Source organism: Methylocaldum sp. MU1018 (genome assembly GCF_053646775.1).
This window is the reverse complement of the sequence record NZ_CM132195.1, coordinates 882,332-906,689: the sequence shown is the minus strand read 5'-3', so window position 1 is coordinate 906,689 and position 24,358 is coordinate 882,332. Positions and strand designations below refer to the sequence as shown.

Sequence of the window (24,358 nt, the reverse complement as noted above, 5' to 3'; positions counted from 1 at the left end):
TGGCTTTTGGTCAACGCTCGTCGCGTTCGCCCGATTATAGTTTAAAATCGTGGGCCTTCAGTATTTACGGCCGACTCTCATGAGACCACCTAAACTTTTGGGTCCTGTGATGCTCGATCTACAGGGTCTCTCTCTAAGTTCCGATGAGAAGGACAAATTGACCCACCCGGCCGCGGGCGGACTCATCTTGTTCAGCCGGAATTACGAGTCGCCGAGTCAACTCATGAATCTGGTGCGCGAAATCCGCGCTTTGCGCCCAGAAATCCTGATCGCCGCGGATCACGAAGGCGGCCGCGTGCAGCGTTTCCGCGAAGGATTTACGCGATTGCCGCCCGCGGCCCGTTATCGCGAGGCCGCGAACGGGCAACCGGAACTCGCCGAGGCGATGGCCGAAACCGCCGGCTGGGTCATGGCGGCCGAACTCCGGGCGGTCGATGTCGATTTCAGTTTCGCGCCCGTTTTGGATGTCGACTCCGGCATCAGCGAGATCATCGGCAACCGCGCATTTTCCCGCGATCCTTCCGAAACCGCGGCGCTCGCCCGAGCCTTTGCGAGAGGCATGCGACGAGCCGGCATGGCGGCCGTGGGCAAGCATTTTCCCGGACACGGCGGCGTGGCGGAGGACTCCCATCTCGCATTGCCGGTTGACCGTCGCCGCCTGGATGACATCGAAGGACGCGACTTGCAGCCCTTCCGAGCCTTGATCGAATTCGGGCTGGAAGGAATCATGCCGGCCCATGTGATTTACGCGGCCAGCGATGAGCGGCCGGCCGGCTTCTCGCCGTTTTGGATTCGGGAAGTTCTCCGCCGTCGGCTCGGATTCGGCGGAACCGTGTTCAGCGACGACCTGTCCATGGCCGGCGCCGCCTTTGCCGGAAACCATGTCGACCGCGCCCGGCTGGCGCTCGAAGCGGGCTGCGACATGGTCCTCGTCTGCAACATGCCCGATGCTGCCAGCGAAGTCCTCGAATCCTTGCGGAATCATTCCGGCGCGGACCGCGAAGCCCGCCTTCAGCGCATGCGGGGCCGCTTTCCCGTGGATCGAGACGACTTGTTGGCCGGCAAGGACTGGCGGCGCGCCGCAGACCTGATCGCATCCATCAACGAACAACCGGGATTCGCATGAACAAATCCGAAGAAATCGAACGAGTGATCGCCGAAGCCGACCGCCTTTTTACCGGAAGCGAGGTCGAAGCCGCTATCGACCGCATGGCGGCCGAAATCACCGCATTGATCGGCGATAAAAGCCCTCTGCTGATTTCGGTTCTCAACGGCGGCATCATTCCCACCGCGGAGCTCGCCCTGCGCCTGCGTTTTCCCTTGGAAATCGACTCCATCAAAGCCGGGCGCTATCAGGGAGAAACCCGCGGCAGCGAGATTCGCTGGCTCTTGAAACCGACCATTCCTCTCCGCGGCCGAACCGTACTCGTCATCGACGACATCCTGGACGAAGGCATTACGCTGGCGGAGATTCGGAAATTCTGCCTGGAAGAAGGCGCCGAAGCCGTGTATACGGCCGTCATCGTAGACAAGAAGCTGGACAGGGAAAAGCCATGTCGCGCCGATTTCATCGGATTGGAAGCCGAAGACCGCTATCTGTTCGGGTTCGGCATGGACTATAAGAGCTATCTTCGCAATTGGCCGGGCATCTTCGCCTGCAAGCACGTGTACTGATAAAGAGAACCGTCATGACTCTAATGGCCATCATCGGGGGAACCGGCCTCACACGGCTCCCCGACCTCACGATCGTCCGCCGCGAACGAATCGCCACGCCGTATGGAGACCCGTCCTCGGAACTGGTTTTCGGCCGCCTTCACCAGCAGGAGTTGGTGTTTCTGGCGCGCCACGGCAACCCGCACATCATTCCGCCGCACAAGATCAATTACCGCGCCAACATCTGGGCGCTGAAAGAAGCCGGCGTCGCCAGTATTTTGGCAGTCGCCGCGGTAGGCGGCATTCGCGCCGACATGGTACCGGGAAAAATCGCCATCCCTCGTCAGATCATCGACTACACCTACGGACGGCCGCACACGTTCTTCGAGACCGATCTCGAACTCGTGACCCACGTCGATTTCACCCACCCCTATAGTCCCTGGCTGCGGGAAAAGGTTTTGACGGCAGCGCAGGTCGCCGGAGTCAGCGCCATCGACGGCGGCGTATACGGCTGCACGCAGGGACCCCGGCTGGAAACCGCGGCGGAAATCAGCCGCATGGAGCGCGACGGCTGCGACCTCGTCGGAATGACCGGCATGCCGGAGGCCGCCCTGGCGCGCGAACTCGGACTCGATTACGCCTGCTGCGCCGTGATCGCCAACTGGGCGGCGGGAAAAACGGCCGCCGAGATCACCATGACGGAGATCGAAGCGAACCTGGCGGCCGGAATGGCCGATCTGACATCGATCTTGAGGCATTTCGTACAGGCCTGAGGCACCGGCGGTCTAACCGCAGCCGCCGACCATGACCTTCACCGTCTTTTGCGTTCCGAAAAACTTTCCCTCCGACTCCGCAATGACCAGAATCGGGCCGGTCCCGTTCATCTTCAGGCGCAAGGATGCGAACCCGTCGGTCCCGGGTTGGAAACGAATCTGAGCCGCCAGGGGCGTCGGATTCTTTTCCACAAAGATGAGGATGCGCGAGGTGTTCGGAAGCTGGCTTTCGACCGAAACCGGCACGATCGCCCCGTTCTCGGCCAGGTCCGGCACATCGATCGCGATTCGATCGGTTTCGGTCCATGACGCTCCCGCCAACACATCGGCGAGCAATCGGCTGAAACCGTTCTCCATGCGTTGAGGCGCTTTCGATTTTGCCGCTCCGAGCACGGCCGCCCAAGGCCCGGACAGCACGACCGAAGCCGCCAACGCCCGAAAAAAATTACGTCTGGATTGCGCCATTTCGTATCCCGGCTTGAATCCGAGTACTCTGCTGATAACCTTAAACTTTGACCTTGCCCGATCTCGGTCGCCGAAAATGTCCAACATCAAAATACGCGCCAAGCACGAAAACGGCCTGACCACCGTCCGCATGCTCATCACCCATCCGATGGAAACCGGACGCCGCCGGGATGACCTGACGGGAAGAACCGTTCCCGCTCACTTTATCCGAGAAGTGAGAATAGAGTGCAACCGACACCTGATCGCAAGCTGCGAACTCAGCACGGCCGTATCCAAAGATCCCTACATCGCGCTCCGATTTCGCGGCGGGAAAACCGGTGACGACATCCGTGTCACCTGGACGGACAACTTAGGGATCACCGGCAGCGCCGAAAGCACGGTCGGTTAGCCTTCTTACAATTCGCGGGTCGCGCTGAAGCGGATATCCGGCCAGCGCTCCTGGGTGAGCTGCAAGTTGACCCGGCTGCTCGCCAGATAGACCAGATAACCGCTGCCGTCTTCGGCCAAATTGTCGAAGACCTTGCGCTTGAACTCTTCCAGCTTCTTCGGGTCGTCGCATCCGACCCAGCGCGCCGTGGTGACCGGCACGTTGTCGTAAACGCACTCCACGTTGTACTCGGATTTCAAGCGGAAGGCGGTCACGTCGAACTGCAGCACGCCCACGGCGCCCAGAATGAGATCGTTATTTTTGAGCGGCCGAAAGAGCTGGGTCGCACCTTCTTCGGTCAACTGCTGCAAACCTTTTTGCAAGGCTTTGGCCCGGAGCGGGTCCTTCAGCACTACCCGGCGGAACAGTTCGGGAGCGAAATACGGCACCCCCTCGTATTTGAGCGTCTCGCCCTGGCTGAAGGTATCGCCCACCTGGATCGTACCGTGGTTGTGCAAGCCGATGATGTCGCCCGGATACGCTTCATCGACGTTGGTGCGGGAATCGGCCTGAAACGTGATGGCATTGGCGATCTGCACGGTCTTGCCGGTGCGGACGTGATGCATTCGCATGCCCTTCACGTATTTGCCCGAACAGATCCGCAAAAAGGCGATGCGGTCGCGGTGCGCCGGATCCATGTTCGCCTGAATCTTGAAGACGAAGCCGGTGAATTTTTCTTCATCGGGCTCCACCGCGCGCTCGCGGGCCTGCCGCGATTGAGGCGGCGGCGCATAGTCCGCAAATGCGTCCAATAATTCCAGCACCCCGAAGTTGTTGATCGCCGACCCGAAAAATACCGGCGTCTGCTTTCCGGCAAGGTACGCTTGAAAATCGAACTCGTGACTGGCGCCGCGTACCAGTTCGATCTCCATCCGCAACTCGTCGGCCTGATCCCCCAGTATGTCGTCCAATCGAGGATGGTCCAGCCCCTGGATCACCTCTCCCTCGACGATGCGGTCGCCGTGGGAAGGGCTGAACAACTGAACCGCATCGGAATATAGCTGATATACACCCTTGAAACGCTTGCCCATGCCGATGGGCCAGGTCATGGGCGCGCATTGAATCTTCAAGACGCGCTCGATCTCGTCCAGCAGTTCGATAGGCTCCCGCCCTTCCCGATCGAGCTTGTTGATGAAGGTCAGAATCGGGGTGTCCCGCAGCCGGCATACCTCCATGAGCTTGATGGTTCGTTCCTCGACGCCCTTGGCGCTGTCGATCACCATCAGGGCGGAATCCACCGCCGTGAGCGTCCGGTAGGTATCCTCCGAAAAATCCTCGTGCCCCGGGGTATCCAGCAGGTTGAAAATTTTGTCCTTGTGTTCGAACTGCATCACCGAAGTCGTCACCGAGATGCCTCTTTGCTTTTCCATCTCCATCCAGTCCGAGGTGGCATGGCGAGCCGCTTTGCGGCCTTTGACGGAACCGGCAAGCTGGATCGCGCCGCCGAACAGGAGGAGCTTTTCGGTCAACGTGGTTTTACCGGCGTCCGGATGGGAAATGATGGCGAAGGTGCGGCGGCGGCTTAATTCCGAGAGAAATTCAGACATCGAAAGTTGCAACGAAAAAGGAGAATTATATCGCGCTCGTCGCCGGCGACGGCACCTGGACGCGCCGTCCTCGGCAAAAGAGATCGGGGTCTTGCCGTAGCCGTCGCTCGAAGCGTTTCAGGGAAGCTCCGAAAAAGCCTTTCCCCTCTGAGAGAAGGCTGTTAGATCAATCGGTTGCCCAGTCCAATCCTCCGGATTGGAGATGTGATCAGAGCTTTCTTAGGGAAAGGTGAATTCAAGTTATCTGTTGTGCCGGTCGGCGGCATCTTCCATTTTTCTGCCGAGCTTTTGAACATCTTTACCAAAGCCCGACACGGTATTGCACCCGGCGAGCGCCGCGACCACCAGCCCCATCAGGACGCCAAGAGCGAATTTCCTCACAAATGCCCCCGTAGCAAAATTCATCCGGCCACTATAGGGGGTAGTCGCGGCTGATTTCAATACCTTGGCTCTACAGGCCAGGTTCGGCGGACTTATCTTTTCTACCTGCCGAAAAACGCTCGACCGGTCAGATCGATCCCGGGTGAGGCAAGCGCTTACCGATGAATTTCCGGCTCTACGCGCCCTGTATTTGTTTTTTTACAACAGCGTCGTGTTTTGGCGACTCGTCGGACGGGGCAGTATCGGCGGGTCTCCATGAGCGGCTTTTTGCGGGCTGTTTCGTGGCAATCGCAACATTCTGCCCGTTCCTTTCCGGCGACATCGGAGGCCCAAAAACAACAATCGACCCGCTTTATCCATTTACCAATTAACCTCTTACAAACATGGCTCAAATAATGCTTCAGGCCGACCGCGCCGCGACGGATATGCATTACACAAGAAGAACCGTTACGGACGATAAACAAATTCCGTGCGCCACCGGGGGCTCTGGCAATTGTCAGGCTACGTGACCATAACCACTATCTCGAGCCATGTCGTCATGACGAAAAAGAATCGAACCTTCGCCTTACTGCCGATCCCGACAAGCGCCGCGACGCTCCCGCCCACTCCGCCTTTAAAGACAAACCTCGAAGCCCTCGAAATCGGCTTACTGAATTAAGCCACTCGATTCGAAAGCAGCGAAGCCAGCGGTCGACCGGCGATCGTCCGATGACGGCAAGATTACCGCATCGAGTCATGAGCCGCGCCCCGGGTACGTTTCTTCGTTGCCACGGATTTCCGAAAGACCGCCATGCGGCAACAGAGTTCAAAAACAGCCAACCCGATACGCCATGCGCAAACGGCTTGATACCGCCTGCCGCACGCTTTCGATCCCGAATGTCAGGGCATTAGGGCGCCTCGAAAAACCGACTCCGTTCAGGCTTCGACAGGCTCGGCACGAACGGAACCGATCGATCTGATTAGAGCCGTTTGCACCGAGCTTGCCGAAGTGCACGGTTTTTCGAGGTGCCCATTAGCGGCTACATCAACCTAATCCGCTCGCCGGAATCAGGCCCGAAAGCTCTAACGCTGCTCAAAAGCGCTTTCGCTTCGGCTTGATTCCTGCCGCTTACGAACCGCTTTGCCGACTGTTTTTGGACAACTCTAGAGGGGGGATTCAAGGAACCGCGCGGCCTGTCCAGCCGATCTTCAAACTTTTCCGTGCCTGCTTTTGCTACCTATTAGGAGCTAAGAAAAATGAATAAACACTTTATCCTGCCCCCGTTATATCTGTCTCTGGCCTTGTCGGGAGTCAGCCATACCGCCGTCGCCGAGCGGAAATTACCGGAGGATTTATTTCAGGATGTCTGGAGCGCGATACCCGATACCCGCCTTCCTTCCCACGTTAAAAAAGGCAGGCATCGTCCAGTCCAGCTCAACCTCGACAGGCTAAAAGCAGACGCCATAAATCTGAATATTTTCGATGACACGCTTCTGATCGCGGAAAAGGATCGCATCGTCGACAATGTTCAGGGCCATTCCGCTTGGGTGGGCCATATTCAGGGAGAACCCGGCAGCGAAGTCATCTTGGCCGTGACCGGAGATGCGATGTCCGGAACCGTCAAACGCGAGAATGGAGAAGTTTACGAGATTCTGTATAACGAAGATGGGACTCATGCCGTGCGGCAGGTTGATCCCAAAAAGATTCTGCCGCACAAGCATCCGATCCCCGAAGCCAAAATCGATCCGGGCTTGGCCGGCGCGCCGGCCGCTTCGGAAGCGCCGGCCGCCGCCGGCGAGCCGCCGATGGCGGCCGCGGGGACCGACACGATCGTCGACCTGATGGTGGTCTATACGCCCAAGGCGCGCGCCAATGCCGGCGGCGCCTCCGGCATCCAAGCCAAGATCGTGAAAGCCGTCGAGGCGGCCAATCAAGCCTATATCAACAGCAAAGTCCATATGAAGCTCAATCTGGTGCGCATGGCCGAAGTCAGCTACACGGAAAGCGGCGACATGGCCCGCACGCTTACCGATCTTCGGGGCACCACCGACGGCAAAATGGACATCGTGCATTCCTGGCGCAACCAATACGGCGCCGACCAGGTGGCTCTGGTTTCCGCGGATGCGAACTATTGCGGCATCGCCTACCAGATGACGCGACTGAGCAGTTCTTTCGCCCCTTATGCCTTCGCCGTGGTCCACGACGACTCCAAAGCGTACTGCCTCGCCGCGCAGACCTTGGCGCACGAATTGGGTCACAATCAGGGCAACTCCCATGACCGCGCCAACTCAGGCTTTGCCGGCATTTATCCCTACTCCTACGGACATCGCCTATGTCAGAGCGGCGGTTTCCACACGATCATGTCTTATGCTTGCAGCGGGGCAACGCGCATCTCGAATTTCGCCAATCCCACCGTTTATTACAATGGCAAGCCCACAGGAATCGACCCGAACATCAATCCGTCGAATTCCGCCGCGACCGCCTGGTCCATGGAAAAAGCGCGATCTACGGTTGCCGCATGGCGCGCGAGCAAAGTGGCCGCAGCCGCTCCCACCGCGCCAAGTTCGCTGGCGGCATCCGCCCGATCCAATGACCGGATCGCCCTTCGCTGGACGGATAATTCGAACAATGAGGAGGGATTCAAGGTGGAGCGCTCGCGCGACGGAGTCAACTGGGAAGAAGTGGCGTTATTGGGCCCGAATGTCACCAGCTTTTCGAACTCGGGACTCAATCCGAACGGAGAATACTCGTATCGCGTGTCGGCCTATAACGGCGTAGCGGAATCCAGAGGCGGCGAGATAGCGACGGCAATCACGCCGACGACCGACGGCTCGACCGGAAAGACCGATAGCGGCGCCGGCGAAGAGCGTCGGAGAAACCGTTCCGATCGCCGCATGTAAGCAAACGCTACGGCGGCACCGCGAGGTTGCGCTTTATCTATCCGGCGTGAACAGCCGCTGCCGGCAAAATTTGCAGCCGAAGCCCGAGCTCGCCCGCCTATCGAAGGGCGTGCGGGCTCGGCCCGGAGCCATGCCACAACAATTATCCTTGTCTATCCTTGTCGGCGCTCTTCTCGCCCAACCCCCATTTCGCCGCCTGCTCGCAGGATTCTTTCGCATGGATTCCTTTCGGTTGCTTTTGCATTCGACACCGCTGCTTTATCATCGGGAATTTTGGCATCCAATGTTTACGGCCCGTCTCGCGATCAACAACTTTTTTCGATTCGATCTCACAAATTCCGAAGTTTTAGACCATTCTTATCTCGACACGCAGATTAAGCCGCCGACTCAATGCCGCTTGATCTGAAAAAGGCAAAACCATCGAAAGGTGGTGACGCAAAGTTACCGGTCTACGGGAGCCTGACTCCTATGACAGCGGGATTGCCAGTTCGAGCCAAACCGGCTTCGGTTTGCCCAATCCCCGCGGGTTCCTCAAGACCATCGCCGTCAACTCGACTCGTAGGGGATAAAAAATATGAGCAGCAAGACTCGGCACTCCAAGTCCATCATCACCCGCCGCAAAAGCATTCTCGCCCTGGCGGGCGCATTGGTAGCCGCGACATCCGCTACGGATGCCGCCCGCGCGGCGCCGCCTCAACGCTTATTCAGCAACACGACCCTAACCCTTCCGGCGCAAGCCAAGGCTCCGCTCAAAGCCATCAAGGGCCGCAGCCAGGGCGTAGCCATCGATTTCGGCGCACTCGATGCCGATACGCTCACCCTTGAGTTGCTCGACGACACCACGGTTACCGCCGTGCGCGACCGCATCGAAGACATCGATGGCCGCCTGTCTTGGGTCGGCCATATCGAAGGACAAGAGGGCAGCAGCGAAGTGGTCCTGGCCGTTCGCGGGCAGGCGATGATGGGCAGCATCACGTTGGATGACGGAAGAACTTTCGAGATCGTCTACGCCGGCAACGAAACGCATGCCGTTCGGGAGATCGATCCCACTAAAGTCGCTCCGCACTCCGACCCTCTCGATCCGGATGTGAATGCCGCCGGGGAAGCGGCCGGCACGACAACTTCCTCGGACAGCCCCTCCACCGCAGCAGCCAGCACCGGCCAAGTCATCGATCTGATGGTGGTCTATACGCCCAAGGCGCGCGCCAATGCCGGCGGCGTTTCCGGCATCGAGGCGAAGATCGTCAACGCCGTCACCAAGGCCAATCAGTCTTACCTGAACAGCCAAGTGGATATGCAGTTGAACTTGGTAAAAATGGCTGAAGTCAGCTACACCGAAACCGGCAATATGTCGACCAGCCTGACCGATTTGCGCGGCACCTCCGACGGCAAAATGGACATCGTGCATTCCTGGCGCAACCAGTACGGCGCCGACCAGGTGGCGCTGGTAACGGCCGAAAGCAACTATTGCGGCATCGCCTATGTGATGACCAGCCTCGGCACCTCGTTCGCGCCCTATGCTTTCGCCGTGGTCCACGACGATTCCAAGTACAACTGCCTCGGCAGCAATACCCTGGCCCACGAACTGGGCCACAATCAGGGCAACATGCACGATCCGGACAACTCCTCCTACGCCGGCGTATACCCCTACTCTTATGGTTATCGGATCTGCGGCGTGTTCCATGACATCATGTCTTACAGTTGCAGCTCGCCGCGGATTCCGTATTTCTCCAATCCCAACGTTTACTACAACGGCCAGCCGACCGGGGTAGCAAACTATCAAGACACGGCCCGCTCGATGAACGGCACCAGCGCTACCGTCGCCAGCTTCCGCGCGTCAGCCACGACGATCACCACGACTACGGTTCCGACAGCCCCGGCAAACTTGACGGCAACCGCCCAATCGTCCGGCAGCGTCGCCCTGACCTGGGCGGACAAGTCCAGCGACGAAACCGGCTTCAAAGTACAGCGCTCTCAGGATGGCGTGAATTGGAGCGAAATCGCCTCGCTCGGCAGCAATGTCACCAGCTTCACCAACACCGGCCTCAGCGCGAGTACCACCTACGCCTATCGTATCTACGCCTACAACAGCGTTGGCAACTCGGAATTCTCCAATACCGCCTCGGCAACCACCTCAGCCAATACCGTCGATACCACGCCGCCCACGGTCAAAATCACCAGCCCCTCCAACGGCGAGAAGCTCCGTAACTCGACGAAAATCGCCGGCTCCGGCAGCGACAACGTTAAATTGCAAGGACTGAAGCTGGCCATCGACGGCGCCGTCAAAGCCACAACGGGCAGCAGTTCGATCTCCTACAACTGGAACACCAAAAACATCGCAGCGGGCGCTCATACGGTCACACTCATCGGTACCGACGCGGCCGGCAACACTAGCCAAACCTCGATCCAGGTTTATAAATAATAAAGATTGCTATAAAAGAGCGATTTTCAGCATCGTAGGATGCGGTTCCTTCATAGCCGCATCCTACGGAACGGCCGGCGAAAGCCAAAACCGAACCGAAACGGACAGCGCGCTCCTATCCGAACCGGTTACGCAAACGCCCAAGGCCAGCTATGCGGCTGAGGCCGGAACAATAGAAGAATGCCGGCTTTAAGCCGGCATTCTTCCAAAACTAAAACGGACGATTCCAAGCGATTCCATTTATCCGGCGTATCTGTTTTTTCCCACAAGACGCCATCCCAGCAAGCCACCGCCTAATAGCCATAACATGCCAGGTTCCGGGACTGGATTGGGATTGGGATCGGGATTTGGATTGGGATTTGGATTGGGAACAGTAGCCGCAAACTCATAGGAGCCGTTTTGGGTCTGAAACTTGATTGCAAAATTATTCGCATCAGCGAAAGAAAGCCCGTTCGTGAAATCTCCAGACAAAGTCAGCGTAAACAGATCTGTCTGCTGATTTTGAAGCCCGGCATTGATGTTACCTCCTTGACACTGGTTTCCCGCATAAATACAGATATCCACATTGAGAAAACCGCCGGGAAAATTTACTCCGGAACTGTTTAAGCTCCACGTTGCGCCAGTCGCATTATTCGTAATCGAAGCGCCGGTCAAGTTTTGATCGACATACACTCCCAAAGCCAGGATCGCAGCCTGAAAGTTGCTGGGATTGGTCGTATTGGACAGCGTGATATCGAAGACAACCTGGTTACTCGTGAAGTTTGTCACATCCCACGATGAAGTTGCCTGTAACGTCGCGCCGGTTATTGCCTTGTTCCAGGTAAGAGAAAAATCATCGGACGTGCCGTTTACCAGAATAGCCTGGGCAGGCCCCGAAGCCATAGCGCATGCAGCCACGGCCGCCGCCGATAGGCGATTCTTTAAAAGTTGTTTAATCACACTCGTTTACCCTGATGAGTAGCATAGTTTTGTTTATAGCGCCAAAATTGCGCGTTCAAGTAACACACTATTGTTCTAGCAATATGCGGACCACATTTCGCACATATAAGCCAAGAGAAAAACCAGGGCTTGATTTCGATAATGGCATACGCAAGGGAGAATCAGCGGCAGCGGCGATCCGCACAAAAGAAAAAATTCGATTTCGTGGCTGGAAAGCCCGGTTTTTCTGGCCTGGAAGCAAAATCAACCTGCCGGCAAATCGCCTGGGCATCCACGCATGTATCAAACCTACCCGTATCCATCCTGGCTTGCACAGAACTTACATCTCACGTCTCTTGTGCTACGCAAAATTCACAATGTGTAAAAATTCTTGACACGATCGGCAAAAAAATCGGGATCGGCGGGGCGTTCACCTGAGCGAATTCGAGAGATTTCGATAATTTTCAAATGAAAACAAGGATATAAGCTTGTAAAATTTCTTGACAAAAACGATAGGAAAAACTTAGATGCGAACAGAAGAGCATCGGCTGCAAAAAAGCGGATGCCCGATACGGACCGCTGTCCGCGGCTGTTTTTCCTCTTTTCTCAAGCCGAAAAACCAATGACCGAAACCGACATCGACCAAAGCTTGCGCACCATCGCCAAGACTCTTGACATCCCCGCAACCCGAAAACACATCTTTCTTTGTTGCGATCAAACCAAACCAAAATGTTGCAGCAAAGAAGCAGGGCTTGAATCCTGGGATTATTTGAAACGCCGGCTGGATGAATTAAAACTGACCGGTTCGGCCGGAATCCAGCGCACCAAGGCCAATTGTCTGAGAGTATGCCGCAACGGGCCGATCGCCGTCGTCTATCCGGAGGGCGTGTGGTATCACTCTTGTTCGCCGGAAGTTCTTGAGCGAATCATTCAAGAACATCTGATCGGAGGAAAGCCGGTGGCCGATTATGTATTTGCAATACGGCAAACCTATAAATAAATTCGCCGTGCTGCATGCAGGTGCCTCCGCGTCGAAACCGGCGCCATCGATAACCAAGTGCAAAGCTGACTTTACAATAACTGCGCTACCACGCTGCGCTCGCAGCCTAGGCCGGCGGAATTGGAAATCAGAACCACGACAATGAGACAAGCCAGAACAACGGCATTGAAAGCCGGATCGCTCTTGCTGGGAGCCATACTGCTGCCGGGGTGCGCCACACAGTCGGATGACCGATCTTTCAAATCTTCCAAAGGCGCCACCGCTATAGAGCGATACGCCGGAAAACAGGGCTATAACCGACCGTATCGGGTAAAAGGAAAGACGTATTACCCCTTGAAAAGCGCAAAAGGCTACAGGGCCCAAGGGGTGGCATCCTGGTACGGCTGGGAGTCGGGTAACCGGACGGCTACGGGAGCGCGCTTCAACCCCGGCGCGCTAACCGCCGCGCACCGCACTCTGCCCTTGCCATCCCGGGTGCGGGTCACCAATCTGGCAAACAAGCGATCCGTGGAGGTGACCGTCAACGACCGCGGGCCGTTCGTCAAAAATCGGTTGATCGATCTGTCCTACGGGGCCGCCAAGGCGCTTGGGATAAAAGGAACGGCACGCGTGGAGATCGTGGCGCTCGAGTAGATCCGGCCGCTTACAACGCAGTTAAAGCTTGGAGATACTCTCGAAACGGCCGGGCTCATGAAGCAATTGTCGGAAGCCACGGGCCCGGCCTTTGCCGCACCCTCTTGAAGGCTTCCAAAACAAGCGGGCGCATACGAATGCGCCCCGATCTTGCAGACAGAATACGAAATCCGGCAAGGAATGGGTAAACCGGCAGTCCTGCCGGTTTACCGCTCGTCACGCCGCTTGCGCCCCAAGAAGGGCGGGCGCGCGTCACTCAGCGTGCCGCGCCGGCTGCCGCATAAACCGGCGAATAGTCGCCTTGCCAGAACTTCTCGATCTGATAAAACTCCCGCGTCTGCGGCTTCATGACATGAACGATCACGTCGCCCAAATCGACCAAGACCCATTCTCCGCCCCCCTGCCCTTCGACGCCCAAAGGCTGAACTTCGTTATTTTTAGCTTCTTCAACCACGTGATCCGCCAGCGATCTTACGTGCCGCTCCGAGGTGCCGCTGACAATCACCATAAAATCCGCGATATTGGTCTTTTTACGCACGTCTATCACTTTGATATCCCTACCTTTTCCATCATCCAAAGCCAGCAATACGATCTGCAACAATTGATCTGTAGTCATGTGTTTATGCAAAAGGATTCTCTCCCACGTAAATCATCGTCATTTCTAGGACTCGAAAAGCCGCAAAAGTCTCCCTTATGCGCGGCGCCGACTCGGAATACATCCAAGCGCTTCACCCGAATCGAAATTTTGGATTTGCCGGATGCCGGACGGTTCACCGGTTTATGCCTTTCTCTTTCAACAAGCTTATCGCGTACCTGATGGGTATCGCGTAACTGATCCCACTCGGCCGCTCCAGCAGATTTTCCTTGGTCTCCTGCACGAAAACCTTGTTGATTATTCCAATGACCTCGCCACTGCCGATATCGTACAACGGGCTCCCGCTGTTTCCCGGATAAGCCGTCGCGTCGAGTTGAAAGACATCGTAAGCCTCGGCCAATCGACGGATCATTTTAGAATTCAGGCGCTGAGAGCCATGGGCCGGGATCGCGATGGGGCTTATCGCGGAAATGATTCCGCGATGCGTGACCGGGTTGAGCCCCAGAACCATGCCAATGGGATATCCGGTAAAGGCATACTGTTCCCCCTCCCTAACCTTGCCTGAATTTCCCAACTGCATGGATGGCAAAGGCGAGCCGCCGATTTTCAGTAAAGCAATGTCATGAGATTCGTCGGCGGCGATTTCAAGCGCCTGCCGCACGCTTTGCTTTTCGCCGTCGCGGGTGAATACGGCCAAGGTCTCGAATTTTGTCTTGTCGACTGCTTCCGGAATAACGTGCGCATTCGTCAGGACATGCAAGCCGTCGCCAATGACGAATCCGGTCCCTCTAAATATCGCCGGCGGCGTTCGTGTTCTCTGATAGGTCCCGATGCCGACGATGGCCGGTTTAATCTTTTCTAGGGTATCCGGCAATTCACTGGCCTGGGCGCCCATATCCAGGCACGCACCAAAAACGCCGGCCCCTATCAGCAATAGATTCTTAAATCGCACTTCAAGCAACTGGAGTAACTGACGAATATCAACAATTATCCGATAAACCGGCGGATTCCGTTCGAAAAACGCTGCGCTTGCCGCAAGCAGGCGAGCTTCTGCCTGCCCTGGACTTTCTTTGCAAAAATGACCTTTATGCAGCGTAACATACCATCGCGACAACCCGCCGAGCTACGGTACTATTTCGATGCGCGCATGACGCTCGGCCGTCGCGCGCAAGCGCATAAACAATCATTCCCAAGCAGCACTTGTCTACCATGCATCCGAACCTGGTCAAACATATTTTCTACCCCGCCCATGAACGACTGGTAAACCGCCCCACCTTCAGTTACCTAACCGAGTTGGAACGGACGCAATGGCTTTCGCGTGAAGCCATCGAGCGACTGCAGCTGGAAAAATTGCGGGCCTTGCTCCAAGTCGCTAACGATCATTGCCCCTGGCATGCGGAACGGATCGTCGCTTCCGGCATCAGCCTGGCCACGGACCGGAGCCTGACCTTCGATGATCTTCGCCGCCTGCCGACAATGAACAAAGCGGATGCATCCGCCAATCGAGACCGCATGGTCTGGAGAGACGTCCCAGGGGGCGCATTCCGTTACAACACGGGGGGGTCGAGCGGCCAGCCGTTGATTTTTTATTTCGGTAAAAAACGCCAGGCGGCTGATACGGCTTCTCGCATGCGCGCACGCCAATGGTGGAAGGTCGAAGTCGGCGAATCCGAAGTCTTTTTGTGGGGAGCCCCTGTGGAACTCAATAAAACCGATCTCGTTAAAAAGATACGGGACCGGCTGTTTAACCAATTGCTTCTGAATGCTTTCGATATGTCGGAGAGCAGAATGAGCGATTATCTCAAAACGATACGATCCTTTAACCCTGCCTGCATCTACGGTTACGCGAGCAGCCTGAGTCTTTTGGCCTCTTACGCGAAGAGCCATCGCCGGATTCCGAAATTGCCGCGTCTTAAAGTGGTTTGCACCACGGGAGAACCCTTGTTTCCCGAACAACGGGCGCTGATCGAGGAAGTCTTCGACAAGCCCGTGTCGAATGAATACGGATGCCGTGACGGTGGATTGATTGCGCTCGAATCGCCGCAAGGCCAGATGCTGGTTAACAGCGAAAGCGTGATCGTCGAGATTTTGGACGATAACGGAACCCCCGTCGCTCCCGGCGTCGTTGGAGAAGTCGTTATCACGAATCTGTGTTCGGACGCTCAACCGTTCATTCGTTACCGCACCGGCGACATGGCCCGCCAAACGGGTGATTCGTGCAACGGAGGACGCGGTTTGCATGTAGTATCGGAAATCATGGGCAGAACCACGGATTTCATCGTCCGCCCCGATGGAACGATCATGCACGCGCTAGCGGTAATCTACGTGTTGCGCGCGATCGAAGGGGTTCACGAGTTCAAGATTATCCAACGCTCGACGAACCGCATAGACGTTATGGTCGTCCCGAGTTCCCTGTGGCGCGAGAGCGCAAAGGATGAAGTCGTAAAACAGTTGCAAGATCGGATGGGACGAGATGTAACGATCAATGTCAGCGTGGTGGACAAGATACCGCCGGAGGCTTCAGGAAAATACCGCTACGTCGTCAGCCACGTGCCCTTGCCGGAACGGCTGGATATCCGATCCTAGGCGCCCTTTAGCGCCAGGGCAATATTTTCAACAACCACAAAACGCCGATCTCTCCGCTAATCCCTTTCTATCTGAACCATGATATTCGTGCCCGGTTGAATCTGCTTCTCGATCTTGGAGCCATTCCACTTGCGCAAATCGGCTACACTGACTTTAAACCGTTTCGAAATGGAAAACAGCGTATCGCCTTGCCGAACGGTATAACTGATGGATTGCGAGGGCTTAATCCCGGAGCTGGCGATCGGCAGCTTCTTGGCGGCGTCCTTGTTCCAAAGCACCAAATTCTGGCCCGCCCTGACTCCTTTCTTCTCCGACAAGTTATTCCACTTGGCCAGTTGCTCGACATCAACGGAGTTTTTCTTTGCAATGGACCAAAGCGTATCGCCCTCCTGAACAGTGTAGGCCGATCGCTTGCCTGGCGATTCCGCGAGCTTGCCTTTTATGGAAGCAGCGGCAACATTGTCTTCGTTTCTGATTTTTTGGATGATCTTAGCCGAGGATTTGGACGCAACGGATTCAATGTTTCGATCAGGCGCCCCTTTTCCTTTACCTTTTCGTTCCTTCTGAAAAGATTCGAGCGCATGGTTCCTGTCGGAGCGAATGGCGCGACTCTTGCTTACGCTTGCCGTATCCAAATCTCGCGCAGCAATCAAGTCATCGGCAATCGATGGACGATCCCGGCCGGGCGGCTGGCTTTGCTGGGCTAATCGCTCCAACTCTTGCTTAAATTCCCTGATTTTTTTGCCGGCAGGAATAAAAAGCCTATAACTTCCTTCTACATCAGCGTATTGGCGCTTAAAGCCCGGATTCAGCTCATAAAATTTGTCTAGAGAAATATCCGCCGCATCGGCCGCGAGCGCCAAATCCACCTGCGTGCTTATCTTGACCGGCTTGAACAATCTTTTGTTCGGAATGTGATACAAGTCTATGCCGTACTGTTCCGCCTCGGCGAATAATTTCGCGACAGCCAAAAGACGGGGGACGTAGGAACGCGTTTCCCCCGGCAAATCCAGCGACCAGAAATCCGTAGGCAAATTCCTGGCCGCGTTTTTTTGAATTGCCCTGGCGACCGCGCCCTCGCCGCAGTTATAGGCTGCAATTGCGAGCAGCCAATCGCCATTGAAATCGGAATGAAGTTTCTTGAGATACTTGATCGCCGCTCGAGTGGAAGCGTAAACGTCGCGCCGTCCGTCGTACGAGCGGCTTTGCTTCAAACCGTACATACGTCCGGTGGAGGGGATGAATTGCCAGATGCCGGCGGCATTTGCCGGGGATACCGCATGAGGCTGAAACGCGCTCTCGATGACGGGCAATAGCGCGAGCTCGCCCGGAATATCATTTTTTTCGACCTGTCGCACGATAGAGTACAGAAAAGGCTCCGCCCTCTTCTGTACGCGCTCCACATAACCCGGATGGTTTACGAACCATTCAAGTTCGCGATCGATATCCTCATGCTCGACAGGCGGCAAACTGTAAGAATCGAATAGCCGGTCCCACAAACTATCATACTCGGCCGGACTCTTGTCGCCATTGCGCAGCCCTTTTTCGAAGGTTCCGTCCTTTTTCCTAAACCAGCGACTCGTGCTCTTTGAGATATGAAAGATTCGCGACTTTTTGCCGCTTGACGTTGGCGCCGACTGAGAATTGTCGGTTAAACTATTATCCGATTTCGGTTTCCCGGCGTGATGCGTACAGGCGCTTAGGGACAAGGCAAAAACTGATGCGTAACAGAGCAACTTTACATCGCGTTTTGGCCGTCTCATCGCATCTACCTCAGAGTTCTATCGGGGGATTTATAGCGGCATATCAGCACTTCAGTCAATGAAAACCAAACAAGCGCCGTCGCCCCACCTTCGCCAGGTATTTCTGGAGTGGTATCACACCACAGCTCTAGGGCAAATTCTGCAAACCATCGAGGCATCCTACCTCCAGGCATCGCTAAATCCTACTTATAATCAAAAAATATTACAAGTTGGCCTGTTGGGATGCGAGAACTTATATATCGATGAGACATTCGTCCGCAATTTCACTCTTGTCAGCGCCGAGCATAGAAGCGAATCCGGCAACAAGCGCGTCATCGCTGCCTGTCCGACCGCGCTACCTATCGCCAGCGCCAGCATCGACATCTTGATCCTGCCTCACGTCATCGACTTCGAAGCCAATAGGCATCAAGTCTTGCGCGAGGTCGAGCGCGTCCTAAAACCTGATGCCCGACTCTTTCTCTTGGGCTTGAATCCCTGGAGCATGCACGGCATCCTTCAGTACCTCCCCCGCCGCGCCTCTTTTTGGAAGACCAACTTCATCAGTAGCCACCGTTTATTAGATTGGCTAAGTCTCCTAAAATTCGATGCCGAGTACAGCGCGGCGTTCAGTATCGCGTCATCCAAAGTGATACAAAGACCCGATTCATTTTTTAGCAGGTCTCGCGCTTATCTATCGTTCGCTTTCGCTATCAAGGCCATCAAGAGAACTTACACGGTAATACCCATCGAACCCAGATGGATCGGCGCGCCGGATCTGGTGCCCGGCCACATGTTCAAATCTATACAGTAAAACAGCGGTGAACAACACGGTTAACATCTATACGGACGGCGCTTGCCGCGGCAATCCGGGCCCCGGCGGGTGGGGCGTAGTTCTGAAGTACAAAGACAAAGAAATGGAACTCTACGGGGGCGAGCCCGACACGACCAATAATCGCATGGAACTCATGGCCGCGATCAGAGGATTGGAAGCCTTGAAGCGCCCGAGCAAAGTCTGCGTCACTACGGACTCTCTTTATCTGCTCAAGGGCATTTCCGAGTGGTTGCCGGACTGGATCCGAAGAGGGTGGAAAACCGCCGCAAAGAAGCCGGTCAAGAATGTAGATCTTTGGCAGCGTCTCGTAGCGGCGCAACAGGGGCATGGCGTCGAATGGAAATGGATCAAGGGCCACGCCGGGCATATCGAGAATGAACGCGCCGACGCGCTCGCCAATCGAGGAATCGACGAATTGCTAAAACCCGCAAAACCGGAACACGGCACGAAGACTCATGCGACAAGTCGTACTTGATACCGAAACGACCGGGCTCGACCCGGCGGAAGGACACCGCATAATCGAAATCGGTTGCGTGGAACTCATCAATCGCAGGTTAACGGGAAACCGCTTTCACGTTTATCTGAATCCCGAGCGGGACATCGACCCGGGAGCCGTCGAGGTACACGGGCTGAGCGCCGAATTTTTGGCGGACAAACCCCGCTTTGCCGATATCGTCGAAGACCTTCTGGCGTATATCAAAGGCGCAGAACTGATTATTCACAATGCTCCGTTCGATATCGGGTTTCTCAATCACGAACTGGGGCTGCTGTCCAACCGTTTTGCCGGCGTCACCGAGTATTGCACTGTCCTCGACACCTTGATGCTCGCCAGAAAGAAGCATCCCGGACAGCGCAACAATCTGGATGCATTGTGCAAGCGATACGATGTCGACAATCGACATAGAGAGTTGCACGGAGCCTTGCTCGATGCCGAAATTCTGGCCGAAGTCTATCTCGCGATGACCGGCGGCCAAACCTTACTGGTACTGGAGCCGGAACCGGCAGTTGAAAGCAACGCCCAGTTACTACAGCAAAAGCCAAAATCGACCGTCTTGGCAAATCGTCCACGGCTTAAAATAATCCGTTGCAGCGAAGCGGAACTCCAAGCGCATGCCTCGAGGCTCGAAGCCATCGCCAAGGCAAGCAACGGAAAATGCCTCTGGAAAACCTAAAGATAGAACCGGAGAAGCTTATGCGTTATCCTTATACAGGATAAGGATGACGAATCGAGGAGAGGTGGCTGAGCGGTTTAAAGCGGCGGTCTTGAAAATCGTTGACGGTTGATCCCGTCCGGGGGTTCGAATCCCTCCCTCTCCGCCATATAAGCAAGAAGGTAAGCGCCAGCCCAGCTTTCACCATTGACATTATGATCGGCATCCTTTTAGTAGATGATCATGAACTCGTTCGAACAGGCATTGAGCACTTACTGAACGAAACCGAGGACATGAAGGTAATCGGCGTGGCCCGTTCGGGCGAAGAAGCCATAGAGCAAGCCGACCGACTGAGACCGGATGTTATTTTGATGGATATCAATATGCCGGGTATCGGCGGAATAGAAGCGTGCAGGAAGATCAGCCAGAAATACCCGCAGGTCAAAATCGTGGCTTTGAGTGTGTATGTTGACAGCCCTTTTCCGCATCAACTTCTGAACGCAGGCGCCCACGGCTATGTCTCGAAAAGCTGCCCCATCGGAGAACTAACCCATGCCATTCGCGCGGTGACCGACGGCAAACGGTATCTCAGCCAGGACGTCGCCAGTAAAATGGCCTTGGCTAAGCTGTCCAACCTATCCTCGTCTCCGTTCAACGAATTGTCCTACCGTGAACTGCAAATCGTTATCATGACGCTGCAAGGCCGATCGATTCAGGACATGGCAGACATGCTAGCGATCAGCCCCAAAACGGTAAATACGTATCGGTATCGGGCGTATGACAAATTGTCGGTCAAGAATGACGTGGAACTGACCCGATTAGCGACACGATACTATCTTATCAGCGACATACCCTCTCGATGAGGGTACAAATCCATTTGCCTCGGTGGTGGAATAGGTAGACACACGGGACTTAAAATCCCGCGCCCTAACCCGGCGTGCCGGTTCGATTCCGGCCCGAGGCACCAATCCTTGCATTTCGTAAACAGTTCATGCTGCATCCGAAAACTCGGTATATCGTTATTGGCGTTATCCTGATGCGCCCTCCAACCATCACCCGCGGCCAATGCTCTCGGCCCGATATTATCCCGGAATTTCCGCCTTTCGATCGCGCCGTTTGACCCGACATGTTGCACGGCGCCTCTAACGATCATTAAGGTGGTACCGGTTGCAGACCAGCACAACTCCACCCCTCCGATCATGGATCGAGAATGTCCTCTAGCCAGATCTTCTCAAGCAATTCAGCGTTATAGGGTTCTTGCAAGATGAACCGATTTTTGTCCCTCGCCAGAGTTTTCGGCTTGATGCTGATGGTTTTCAGCATCACTTACGCATTCCCTATCGCAACTTCCCTGATCTACCGTGACGGCACCGTCTTTTTGTTCGTCGAGGACATGCTGCTGACTCTGGGCGCAGGTGTTTTTTTGTGGATTACGACCAAAAAATTTCAGCGCGAATTGAAAGCCAAGGAAGGATTCTTGCTGGTGGTGCTCGCCTGGACGGGAATGGCCGCATTCGCAACATTTCCCTTGATATCCTACCTGCCGGATTTGTCCTTTACCGACGCCTACTTTGAAGCCATGTCCGGACTCTCCACCACCGGAGCGACGGTACTGGTAGGACTGGATCAACTACCGCCGGCCATCAACTTATGGCGACATGAACTCAACTGGCTGGGCGGCATGGGCATCATCGTACTGGCGGTGGCGATTCTTCCCGTTCTCGGCGTAGGCGGCCGCCAGTTGTTCATGGCCGAGACGCCGGGGCCGATGAAAGACAGCAAGCTGACACCGAGAATCACCGAGACGGCAAAAAATCTGTGGCTGGTTTACGCCGGGATCACGACGGCGTGCATTCTAGCCCTAAAGCAAGCCGGAATGAGCTGGTTCGATGCCGTTTGCCATGCTTTTGCCGCCATGGGCCTGGGCGGCTTTTCGACCCACGACGCCAACGTGGGCTATTTCGACTCGCCGGAAATCGAAGCGGTACTGATCGTATTCATGCTGATCGCGGGTATGAATTTCGCCACCCACTTCTTAGCCATCCGCAGCCGGAGCTTTAATCCTTACAAGCACGATATCGAAGCGGCGCCTTTTCTGATCCTGGTTATAGGCAGCTGCTTGGGCATAGCCCTTTATCTTTGGTGGGAGGGAACCTATTCCGATTATTGGGCGGCTCTCCGGCACACCAGCTTCAACCTCGTATCCATCGCTACCGACTGCGGATTTTCTAGCGTCGATTTCAACCAGTGGCCCATTTTCGGGCCGCTGTGGATGCTTTTCCTGAGCTGCGTATCGTCATGCACCGGTTCAACGGGCGGCGGCATCAAGATGATGCGAACCATGATTCTGGTCAAACAGAGTCAGTTACAGATGTTCATCCTTACCCACCCGACTGCCGTCAACCCGCTCAAGCTGGGCAACATGGTCATTCGGTCGCCGATTGTTCTGTCGGTGCTTGGATTCATCTTTGTGTATTTCATGAGCATCGTAGTCCTGACCTTAATGCTCGTGATCAGCGGCCTCGACTTCCTATCGTCCTTCTCGGCCATCATCGCATGCATCAACAATGCCGGCCCCGGCCTGAACCAGGTCGGACCTGCCACCAACTACAGCGCATTAACCGATATTCAGACGTGGATTTGCATCTTGGCCATGTTCCTCGGCCGCATCGAAGTATTCACGGCGCTCATCTTGTTCACGCCCGCATACTGGCGGAAATAAAAAAGGCCGGAACGAAATTCACTTGGCCCGCCAATAAAAACCAATCAGTTCGGCTTGCGCCAGTACATGTCCCTGCATGGCTTTTTCGAGCCGGGCCTTGGTCGGCTTATGCAGGTCGGGCAAAACGGTATCGAGCGCATAAAGCTTATGAAAATAGCGATGCCGGCCCGTCGGCGGGCAAGGCCCACCGTAGCCCGTCCGCTTCCAATCGTTGATTCCCTCGGCGGTCCCGGCAGGCAAAGCGCCCTCCGCGCTTCCTTCCGGCAAACCGGTCGAGGTCGGCGGAATGTTGTAGAGCACCCAGTGGACCCAAGTCATTTTAGGCGCTTTCGGGTCCGGAGCATCGGGATCGTCCACGATCAGCGCCAAGCTTTTGACGCCCTCGGGCACGCCGGTCCAGGACAACGGCGGCGACAAATCTTGACCGTCGCAGGTAAAGCGCGTCGGGATATCGCCGTTATGGGCAAATGCGGATGATTCGATCTTCATGGACATACCCTGCCCTCCGTCGGATTCCATCGAAACGATAGCGTGACTGAAGATGAACAGCGTGCTGCCGAGCAGCCTTCGCGCCCAATGCCGATTTAGATTCATAAACTTGGCCTCCTTGCCCGTCAGTGGAGAGTAACGCTCTTTAACCCCGAAGACGGACAGCCAAGACGTCGCACTCGGCGTGGTGAATCACGCTGGCGGCCGTGGAGCCGAGCAATAAACCGATGCCGTGCCTTCCGTGCGAGCCTATGACGATCAGGTCCGCCTGCTGCTCTTTGGCAATGCGAATAATCTCCACCTTGGGACTTCCGATTTCAACCCATCGGCGGTCTTGCGGTATCGCCAAGCGGTCGGCAATCTCGGCCAGACGCTTCCGAGCCGCACCCACCATCTGATCGGTCAAGTCGATATCGAACGGCACAATGGGCCCATACGACGAATCCATGATCGGCATACTTTCCACCACATGGATAATGTCGAGCCTGGCCCCGTATCTTTCCGCCAGTTCATGAGCCCGACGGACCACCTGTTCGCCGTGCTCGGAAAAATCGGCTGCCAATAAAATCTGCCGGTACGCCATCGCGAATCTCCTATTCTCTTCAGCGGTCACAGAGTCTTGTCGAACAGCATCATCATGATCTGATAGCTTACGACCACGTACCCGAAAGCCAGCCCTACACCGAAAAAGAATGGAATGGCCAGCGCGTGTCGCAAGATGTGTCCGACTACGGCCAAGTGCCAGAGCATCAAGGCCATCAAAACAATATAAACCGCTTTCGCGTCCGGCGTCACCAGCAGCCAGGCGAGAAGCGGAACGGCGGCCGCGCTGATCAAAGCGTCACAAGCGTATACGGCGGTGGCCGTTTGCAGAAGGCGGGAAGTCTTTTTGCCCAGATAGAGCGCCGCATAAAGGAAGCCGAACAACATCAAGCCTTCGGCCGCGGCCTCGACTAACGCTCCAGCCCAATCGCCCTCCAGCCCGAGCAACACGATGCCTGCGATCAAATAGGCGAGAACCGAGAACCCCAGCAGCACGTTCGAGGCAGGCGTATCCTGGGGCCCCTTATTAAAGAAGCAGATATCGAGAAACAGCTTGATCAGCGGCATATTTATCCTTTCGGCGACAAATTCGTATACGC

24 protein-coding genes, 2 tRNA genes and 1 riboswitch are annotated in these 24,358 nt (G+C 55.8%); of the genes, 16 read left to right on the top strand and 10 right to left on the bottom strand.

The annotated features are described in order from the left end of the window. The first annotated feature begins 79 nt into the window (after positions 1-79). The 3 genes from nagZ to ACWJKU_RS04255 are packed head-to-tail and all read left to right on the top strand — an operon-like array spanning position 80 to position 2,426. Positions 80-1,126, top strand: coding sequence for a beta-N-acetylhexosaminidase (gene nagZ / locus ACWJKU_RS04265; protein WP_454146090.1), 1,047 nt, complete (start codon positions 80-82; stop codon positions 1,124-1,126). Further along, a complete protein-coding gene (locus tag ACWJKU_RS04260) occupies positions 1,123-1,674 on the top strand; it encodes a hypoxanthine-guanine phosphoribosyltransferase (RefSeq protein ID WP_454146088.1) in 552 nt (183 codons plus the stop codon). Before nagZ ends, ACWJKU_RS04260 begins: the two co-directional genes overlap by 4 nt. Before the next feature lie 14 nt (positions 1,675-1,688). Further along, the gene (locus ACWJKU_RS04255; RefSeq protein WP_454146086.1) at positions 1,689-2,426 is read left to right on the top strand and encodes an S-methyl-5'-thioinosine phosphorylase; all 738 of its coding nucleotides are present in this window, start codon (positions 1,689-1,691) and stop codon (positions 2,424-2,426) included. A gap of 12 nt (positions 2,427-2,438) precedes the next feature. Here ACWJKU_RS04255 and ACWJKU_RS04250 read toward each other — a convergent pair whose 3' ends face one another. After that, on the bottom strand, positions 2,439-2,891 hold the full coding sequence (locus tag ACWJKU_RS04250) for a thiosulfate oxidation carrier protein SoxY (RefSeq protein WP_454146084.1): 453 nt from the start codon (positions 2,889-2,891) through the stop codon (positions 2,439-2,441). 76 nt (positions 2,892-2,967) lie between these two features. Here ACWJKU_RS04250 and soxZ point away from each other — a divergent pair, with 76 nt between their 5' ends. Beyond that, positions 2,968-3,279 carry a thiosulfate oxidation carrier complex protein SoxZ gene (soxZ, locus tag ACWJKU_RS04245; RefSeq protein ID WP_454146082.1) on the top strand — a complete coding sequence of 104 codons (312 nt, stop codon included), beginning with the start codon at positions 2,968-2,970 and terminating at the stop codon, positions 3,277-3,279. 5 nt (positions 3,280-3,284) lie between these two features. Here soxZ and ACWJKU_RS04240 read toward each other — a convergent pair whose 3' ends face one another. After that, positions 3,285-4,865, bottom strand: coding sequence for a peptide chain release factor 3 (locus ACWJKU_RS04240; protein WP_454146080.1), 1,581 nt, complete (start codon positions 4,863-4,865; stop codon positions 3,285-3,287). Positions 4,866-5,105: 240 nt separating this feature from the next. Then, positions 5,106-5,270: an entericidin A/B family lipoprotein gene (locus ACWJKU_RS04235; RefSeq protein WP_454146078.1), complete on the bottom strand. Its 165-nt coding sequence runs from the start codon at positions 5,268-5,270 to the stop codon at positions 5,106-5,108. A gap of 1,212 nt (positions 5,271-6,482) precedes the next feature. Here ACWJKU_RS04235 and ACWJKU_RS04230 point away from each other — a divergent pair. Both ACWJKU_RS04230 and ACWJKU_RS04225 read left to right on the top strand, forming a co-directional pair. Beyond that, the gene (locus ACWJKU_RS04230; RefSeq protein WP_454146076.1) at positions 6,483-8,126 is read left to right on the top strand and encodes a M12 family metallo-peptidase; all 1,644 of its coding nucleotides are present in this window, start codon (positions 6,483-6,485) and stop codon (positions 8,124-8,126) included. Between the two features lie 400 nt (positions 8,127-8,526). Beyond that, positions 8,527-8,614, top strand: a riboswitch (cyclic di-GMP riboswitch). A gap of 86 nt (positions 8,615-8,700) precedes the next feature. Then, a complete protein-coding gene (locus tag ACWJKU_RS04225; RefSeq protein ID WP_454146074.1) occupies positions 8,701-10,548 on the top strand; it encodes a M12 family metallo-peptidase in 1,848 nt (615 codons plus the stop codon). Positions 10,549-10,788: 240 nt separating this feature from the next. Here the strand turns inward: ACWJKU_RS04225 and ACWJKU_RS04220 are convergent, their stop codons facing one another. Continuing rightward, a complete protein-coding gene (locus ACWJKU_RS04220; RefSeq protein ID WP_454146072.1) occupies positions 10,789-11,487 on the bottom strand; it encodes a cistern family PEP-CTERM protein in 699 nt (232 codons plus the stop codon). 601 nt (positions 11,488-12,088) lie between these two features. Between ACWJKU_RS04220 and ACWJKU_RS04215 the strand changes: the two genes are divergently transcribed. After that, positions 12,089-12,466 carry a (2Fe-2S) ferredoxin domain-containing protein gene (locus ACWJKU_RS04215; protein ID WP_454146070.1) on the top strand — a complete coding sequence of 126 codons (378 nt, stop codon included), beginning with the start codon at positions 12,089-12,091 and terminating at the stop codon, positions 12,464-12,466. A gap of 141 nt (positions 12,467-12,607) precedes the next feature. Beyond that, positions 12,608-13,099 carry a septal ring lytic transglycosylase RlpA family protein gene (locus tag ACWJKU_RS04210; protein WP_454146068.1) on the top strand — a complete coding sequence of 164 codons (492 nt, stop codon included), beginning with the start codon at positions 12,608-12,610 and terminating at the stop codon, positions 13,097-13,099. A 256-nt stretch (positions 13,100-13,355) separates the two neighbouring features. On the opposite strand, the gene rsfS is transcribed toward ACWJKU_RS04210, so the two are convergent. Beyond that, on the bottom strand, positions 13,356-13,727 hold the full coding sequence (gene rsfS / locus ACWJKU_RS04205) for a ribosome silencing factor (RefSeq protein ID WP_454146066.1): 372 nt from the start codon (positions 13,725-13,727) through the stop codon (positions 13,356-13,358). 142 nt (positions 13,728-13,869) lie between these two features. Then, positions 13,870-14,808: a S1 family peptidase gene (locus ACWJKU_RS04200; protein ID WP_454146064.1), complete on the bottom strand. Its 939-nt coding sequence runs from the start codon at positions 14,806-14,808 to the stop codon at positions 13,870-13,872. Positions 14,809-14,903: 95 nt separating this feature from the next. Here ACWJKU_RS04200 and ACWJKU_RS04195 point away from each other — a divergent pair, with 95 nt between their 5' ends. Continuing rightward, positions 14,904-16,280 carry a phenylacetate--CoA ligase family protein gene (locus ACWJKU_RS04195; protein WP_454148038.1) on the top strand — a complete coding sequence of 459 codons (1,377 nt, stop codon included), beginning with the start codon at positions 14,904-14,906 and terminating at the stop codon, positions 16,278-16,280. Positions 16,281-16,336: 56 nt separating this feature from the next. On the opposite strand, the gene ACWJKU_RS04190 is transcribed toward ACWJKU_RS04195, so the two are convergent. After that, complete coding sequence (locus ACWJKU_RS04190; protein ID WP_454146062.1) at positions 16,337-18,043, bottom strand: LysM peptidoglycan-binding domain-containing protein; 1,707 nt, start codon at positions 18,041-18,043, stop codon at positions 16,337-16,339. Positions 18,044-18,101: 58 nt separating this feature from the next. Here ACWJKU_RS04190 and ACWJKU_RS04185 point away from each other — a divergent pair, with 58 nt between their 5' ends. The 7 genes from ACWJKU_RS04185 to ACWJKU_RS04155 all read left to right on the top strand — a co-directional run bounded on the left by ACWJKU_RS04185 (position 18,102) and on the right by ACWJKU_RS04155 (position 22,727). Further along, a complete protein-coding gene (locus ACWJKU_RS04185; RefSeq protein ID WP_454146060.1) occupies positions 18,102-18,833 on the top strand; it encodes a class I SAM-dependent methyltransferase in 732 nt (243 codons plus the stop codon). A gap of 7 nt (positions 18,834-18,840) precedes the next feature. Continuing rightward, entirely contained in the window at positions 18,841-19,329 is a 489-nt protein-coding gene (gene rnhA, locus ACWJKU_RS04180; RefSeq protein WP_454146058.1) for a ribonuclease HI, read from the top strand. Next, entirely contained in the window at positions 19,310-20,026 is a 717-nt protein-coding gene (gene dnaQ, locus ACWJKU_RS04175) for a DNA polymerase III subunit epsilon (RefSeq protein ID WP_454146056.1), read from the top strand. The genes rnhA and dnaQ overlap by 20 nt, the downstream gene beginning before the upstream one ends. Before the next feature lie 58 nt (positions 20,027-20,084). Beyond that, positions 20,085-20,174, top strand: a tRNA-Ser gene (locus ACWJKU_RS04170). A gap of 46 nt (positions 20,175-20,220) precedes the next feature. Then, complete coding sequence (locus ACWJKU_RS04165) at positions 20,221-20,868, top strand: response regulator (protein ID WP_454146054.1); 648 nt, start codon at positions 20,221-20,223, stop codon at positions 20,866-20,868. Between the two features lie 16 nt (positions 20,869-20,884). After that, positions 20,885-20,972, top strand: a tRNA-Leu gene (locus tag ACWJKU_RS04160). Positions 20,973-21,269: 297 nt separating this feature from the next. Continuing rightward, positions 21,270-22,727, top strand: a complete 1,458-nt coding sequence (locus ACWJKU_RS04155) for a TrkH family potassium uptake protein (protein ID WP_454146052.1) — start codon at positions 21,270-21,272, stop codon at positions 22,725-22,727. An 18-nt stretch (positions 22,728-22,745) separates the two neighbouring features. Here the strand turns inward: ACWJKU_RS04155 and ACWJKU_RS04150 are convergent, their stop codons facing one another. The 3 genes from ACWJKU_RS04150 to ACWJKU_RS04140 are packed head-to-tail and all read right to left on the bottom strand — an operon-like array spanning position 22,746 to position 24,326. Then, positions 22,746-23,321: a YbhB/YbcL family Raf kinase inhibitor-like protein gene (locus ACWJKU_RS04150; RefSeq protein WP_454146050.1), complete on the bottom strand. Its 576-nt coding sequence runs from the start codon at positions 23,319-23,321 to the stop codon at positions 22,746-22,748. A 40-nt stretch (positions 23,322-23,361) separates the two neighbouring features. Beyond that, a complete protein-coding gene (locus ACWJKU_RS04145; RefSeq protein ID WP_454146048.1) occupies positions 23,362-23,799 on the bottom strand; it encodes a universal stress protein in 438 nt (145 codons plus the stop codon). A gap of 26 nt (positions 23,800-23,825) precedes the next feature. After that, positions 23,826-24,326 (bottom strand): hypothetical protein, encoded by a 501-nt coding sequence (locus tag ACWJKU_RS04140; RefSeq protein ID WP_454146046.1) that lies wholly within the window; start codon positions 24,324-24,326, stop codon positions 23,826-23,828. Between the last annotated feature and the right edge of the window lie 32 nt (positions 24,327-24,358).

Excerpts from the sequence above, each read along its gene's own strand:
- nagZ (WP_454146090.1), top strand. The coding sequence starts at position 80 with ATGAGACCACCTAAACTTTTGGGTCCTGTGATGCTCGATCTACAGGGT.
- ACWJKU_RS04260 (WP_454146088.1), top strand. The coding sequence starts at position 1,123 with ATGAACAAATCCGAAGAAATCGAACGAGTGATCGCCGAAGCCGACCGC.
- ACWJKU_RS04255 (WP_454146086.1), top strand. The coding sequence starts at position 1,689 with ATGACTCTAATGGCCATCATCGGGGGAACCGGCCTCACACGGCTCCCC.
- ACWJKU_RS04250 (WP_454146084.1), bottom strand. The coding sequence starts at position 2,891 with ATGGCGCAATCCAGACGTAATTTTTTTCGGGCGTTGGCGGCTTCGGTC.
- soxZ (WP_454146082.1), top strand. The coding sequence starts at position 2,968 with ATGTCCAACATCAAAATACGCGCCAAGCACGAAAACGGCCTGACCACC.
- ACWJKU_RS04240 (WP_454146080.1), bottom strand. The coding sequence starts at position 4,865 with ATGTCTGAATTTCTCTCGGAATTAAGCCGCCGCCGCACCTTCGCCATC.
- ACWJKU_RS04235 (WP_454146078.1), bottom strand. The coding sequence starts at position 5,270 with ATGAATTTTGCTACGGGGGCATTTGTGAGGAAATTCGCTCTTGGCGTC.
- ACWJKU_RS04230 (WP_454146076.1), top strand. The coding sequence starts at position 6,483 with ATGAATAAACACTTTATCCTGCCCCCGTTATATCTGTCTCTGGCCTTG.
- ACWJKU_RS04225 (WP_454146074.1), top strand. The coding sequence starts at position 8,701 with ATGAGCAGCAAGACTCGGCACTCCAAGTCCATCATCACCCGCCGCAAA.
- ACWJKU_RS04215 (WP_454146070.1), top strand. The coding sequence starts at position 12,089 with ATGACCGAAACCGACATCGACCAAAGCTTGCGCACCATCGCCAAGACT.
- ACWJKU_RS04210 (WP_454146068.1), top strand. The coding sequence starts at position 12,608 with ATGAGACAAGCCAGAACAACGGCATTGAAAGCCGGATCGCTCTTGCTG.
- ACWJKU_RS04195 (WP_454148038.1), top strand. The coding sequence starts at position 14,904 with ATGCATCCGAACCTGGTCAAACATATTTTCTACCCCGCCCATGAACGA.
- ACWJKU_RS04190 (WP_454146062.1), bottom strand. The coding sequence starts at position 18,043 with ATGAGACGGCCAAAACGCGATGTAAAGTTGCTCTGTTACGCATCAGTT.
- ACWJKU_RS04185 (WP_454146060.1), top strand. The coding sequence starts at position 18,102 with ATGAAAACCAAACAAGCGCCGTCGCCCCACCTTCGCCAGGTATTTCTG.
- dnaQ (WP_454146056.1), top strand. The coding sequence starts at position 19,310 with ATGCGACAAGTCGTACTTGATACCGAAACGACCGGGCTCGACCCGGCG.
- ACWJKU_RS04165 (WP_454146054.1), top strand. The coding sequence starts at position 20,221 with ATGATCGGCATCCTTTTAGTAGATGATCATGAACTCGTTCGAACAGGC.
- ACWJKU_RS04155 (WP_454146052.1), top strand. The coding sequence starts at position 21,270 with ATGAACCGATTTTTGTCCCTCGCCAGAGTTTTCGGCTTGATGCTGATG.
- ACWJKU_RS04150 (WP_454146050.1), bottom strand. The coding sequence starts at position 23,321 with ATGAATCTAAATCGGCATTGGGCGCGAAGGCTGCTCGGCAGCACGCTG.
- ACWJKU_RS04145 (WP_454146048.1), bottom strand. The coding sequence starts at position 23,799 with ATGGCGTACCGGCAGATTTTATTGGCAGCCGATTTTTCCGAGCACGGC.
- ACWJKU_RS04140 (WP_454146046.1), bottom strand. The coding sequence starts at position 24,326 with ATGCCGCTGATCAAGCTGTTTCTCGATATCTGCTTCTTTAATAAGGGG.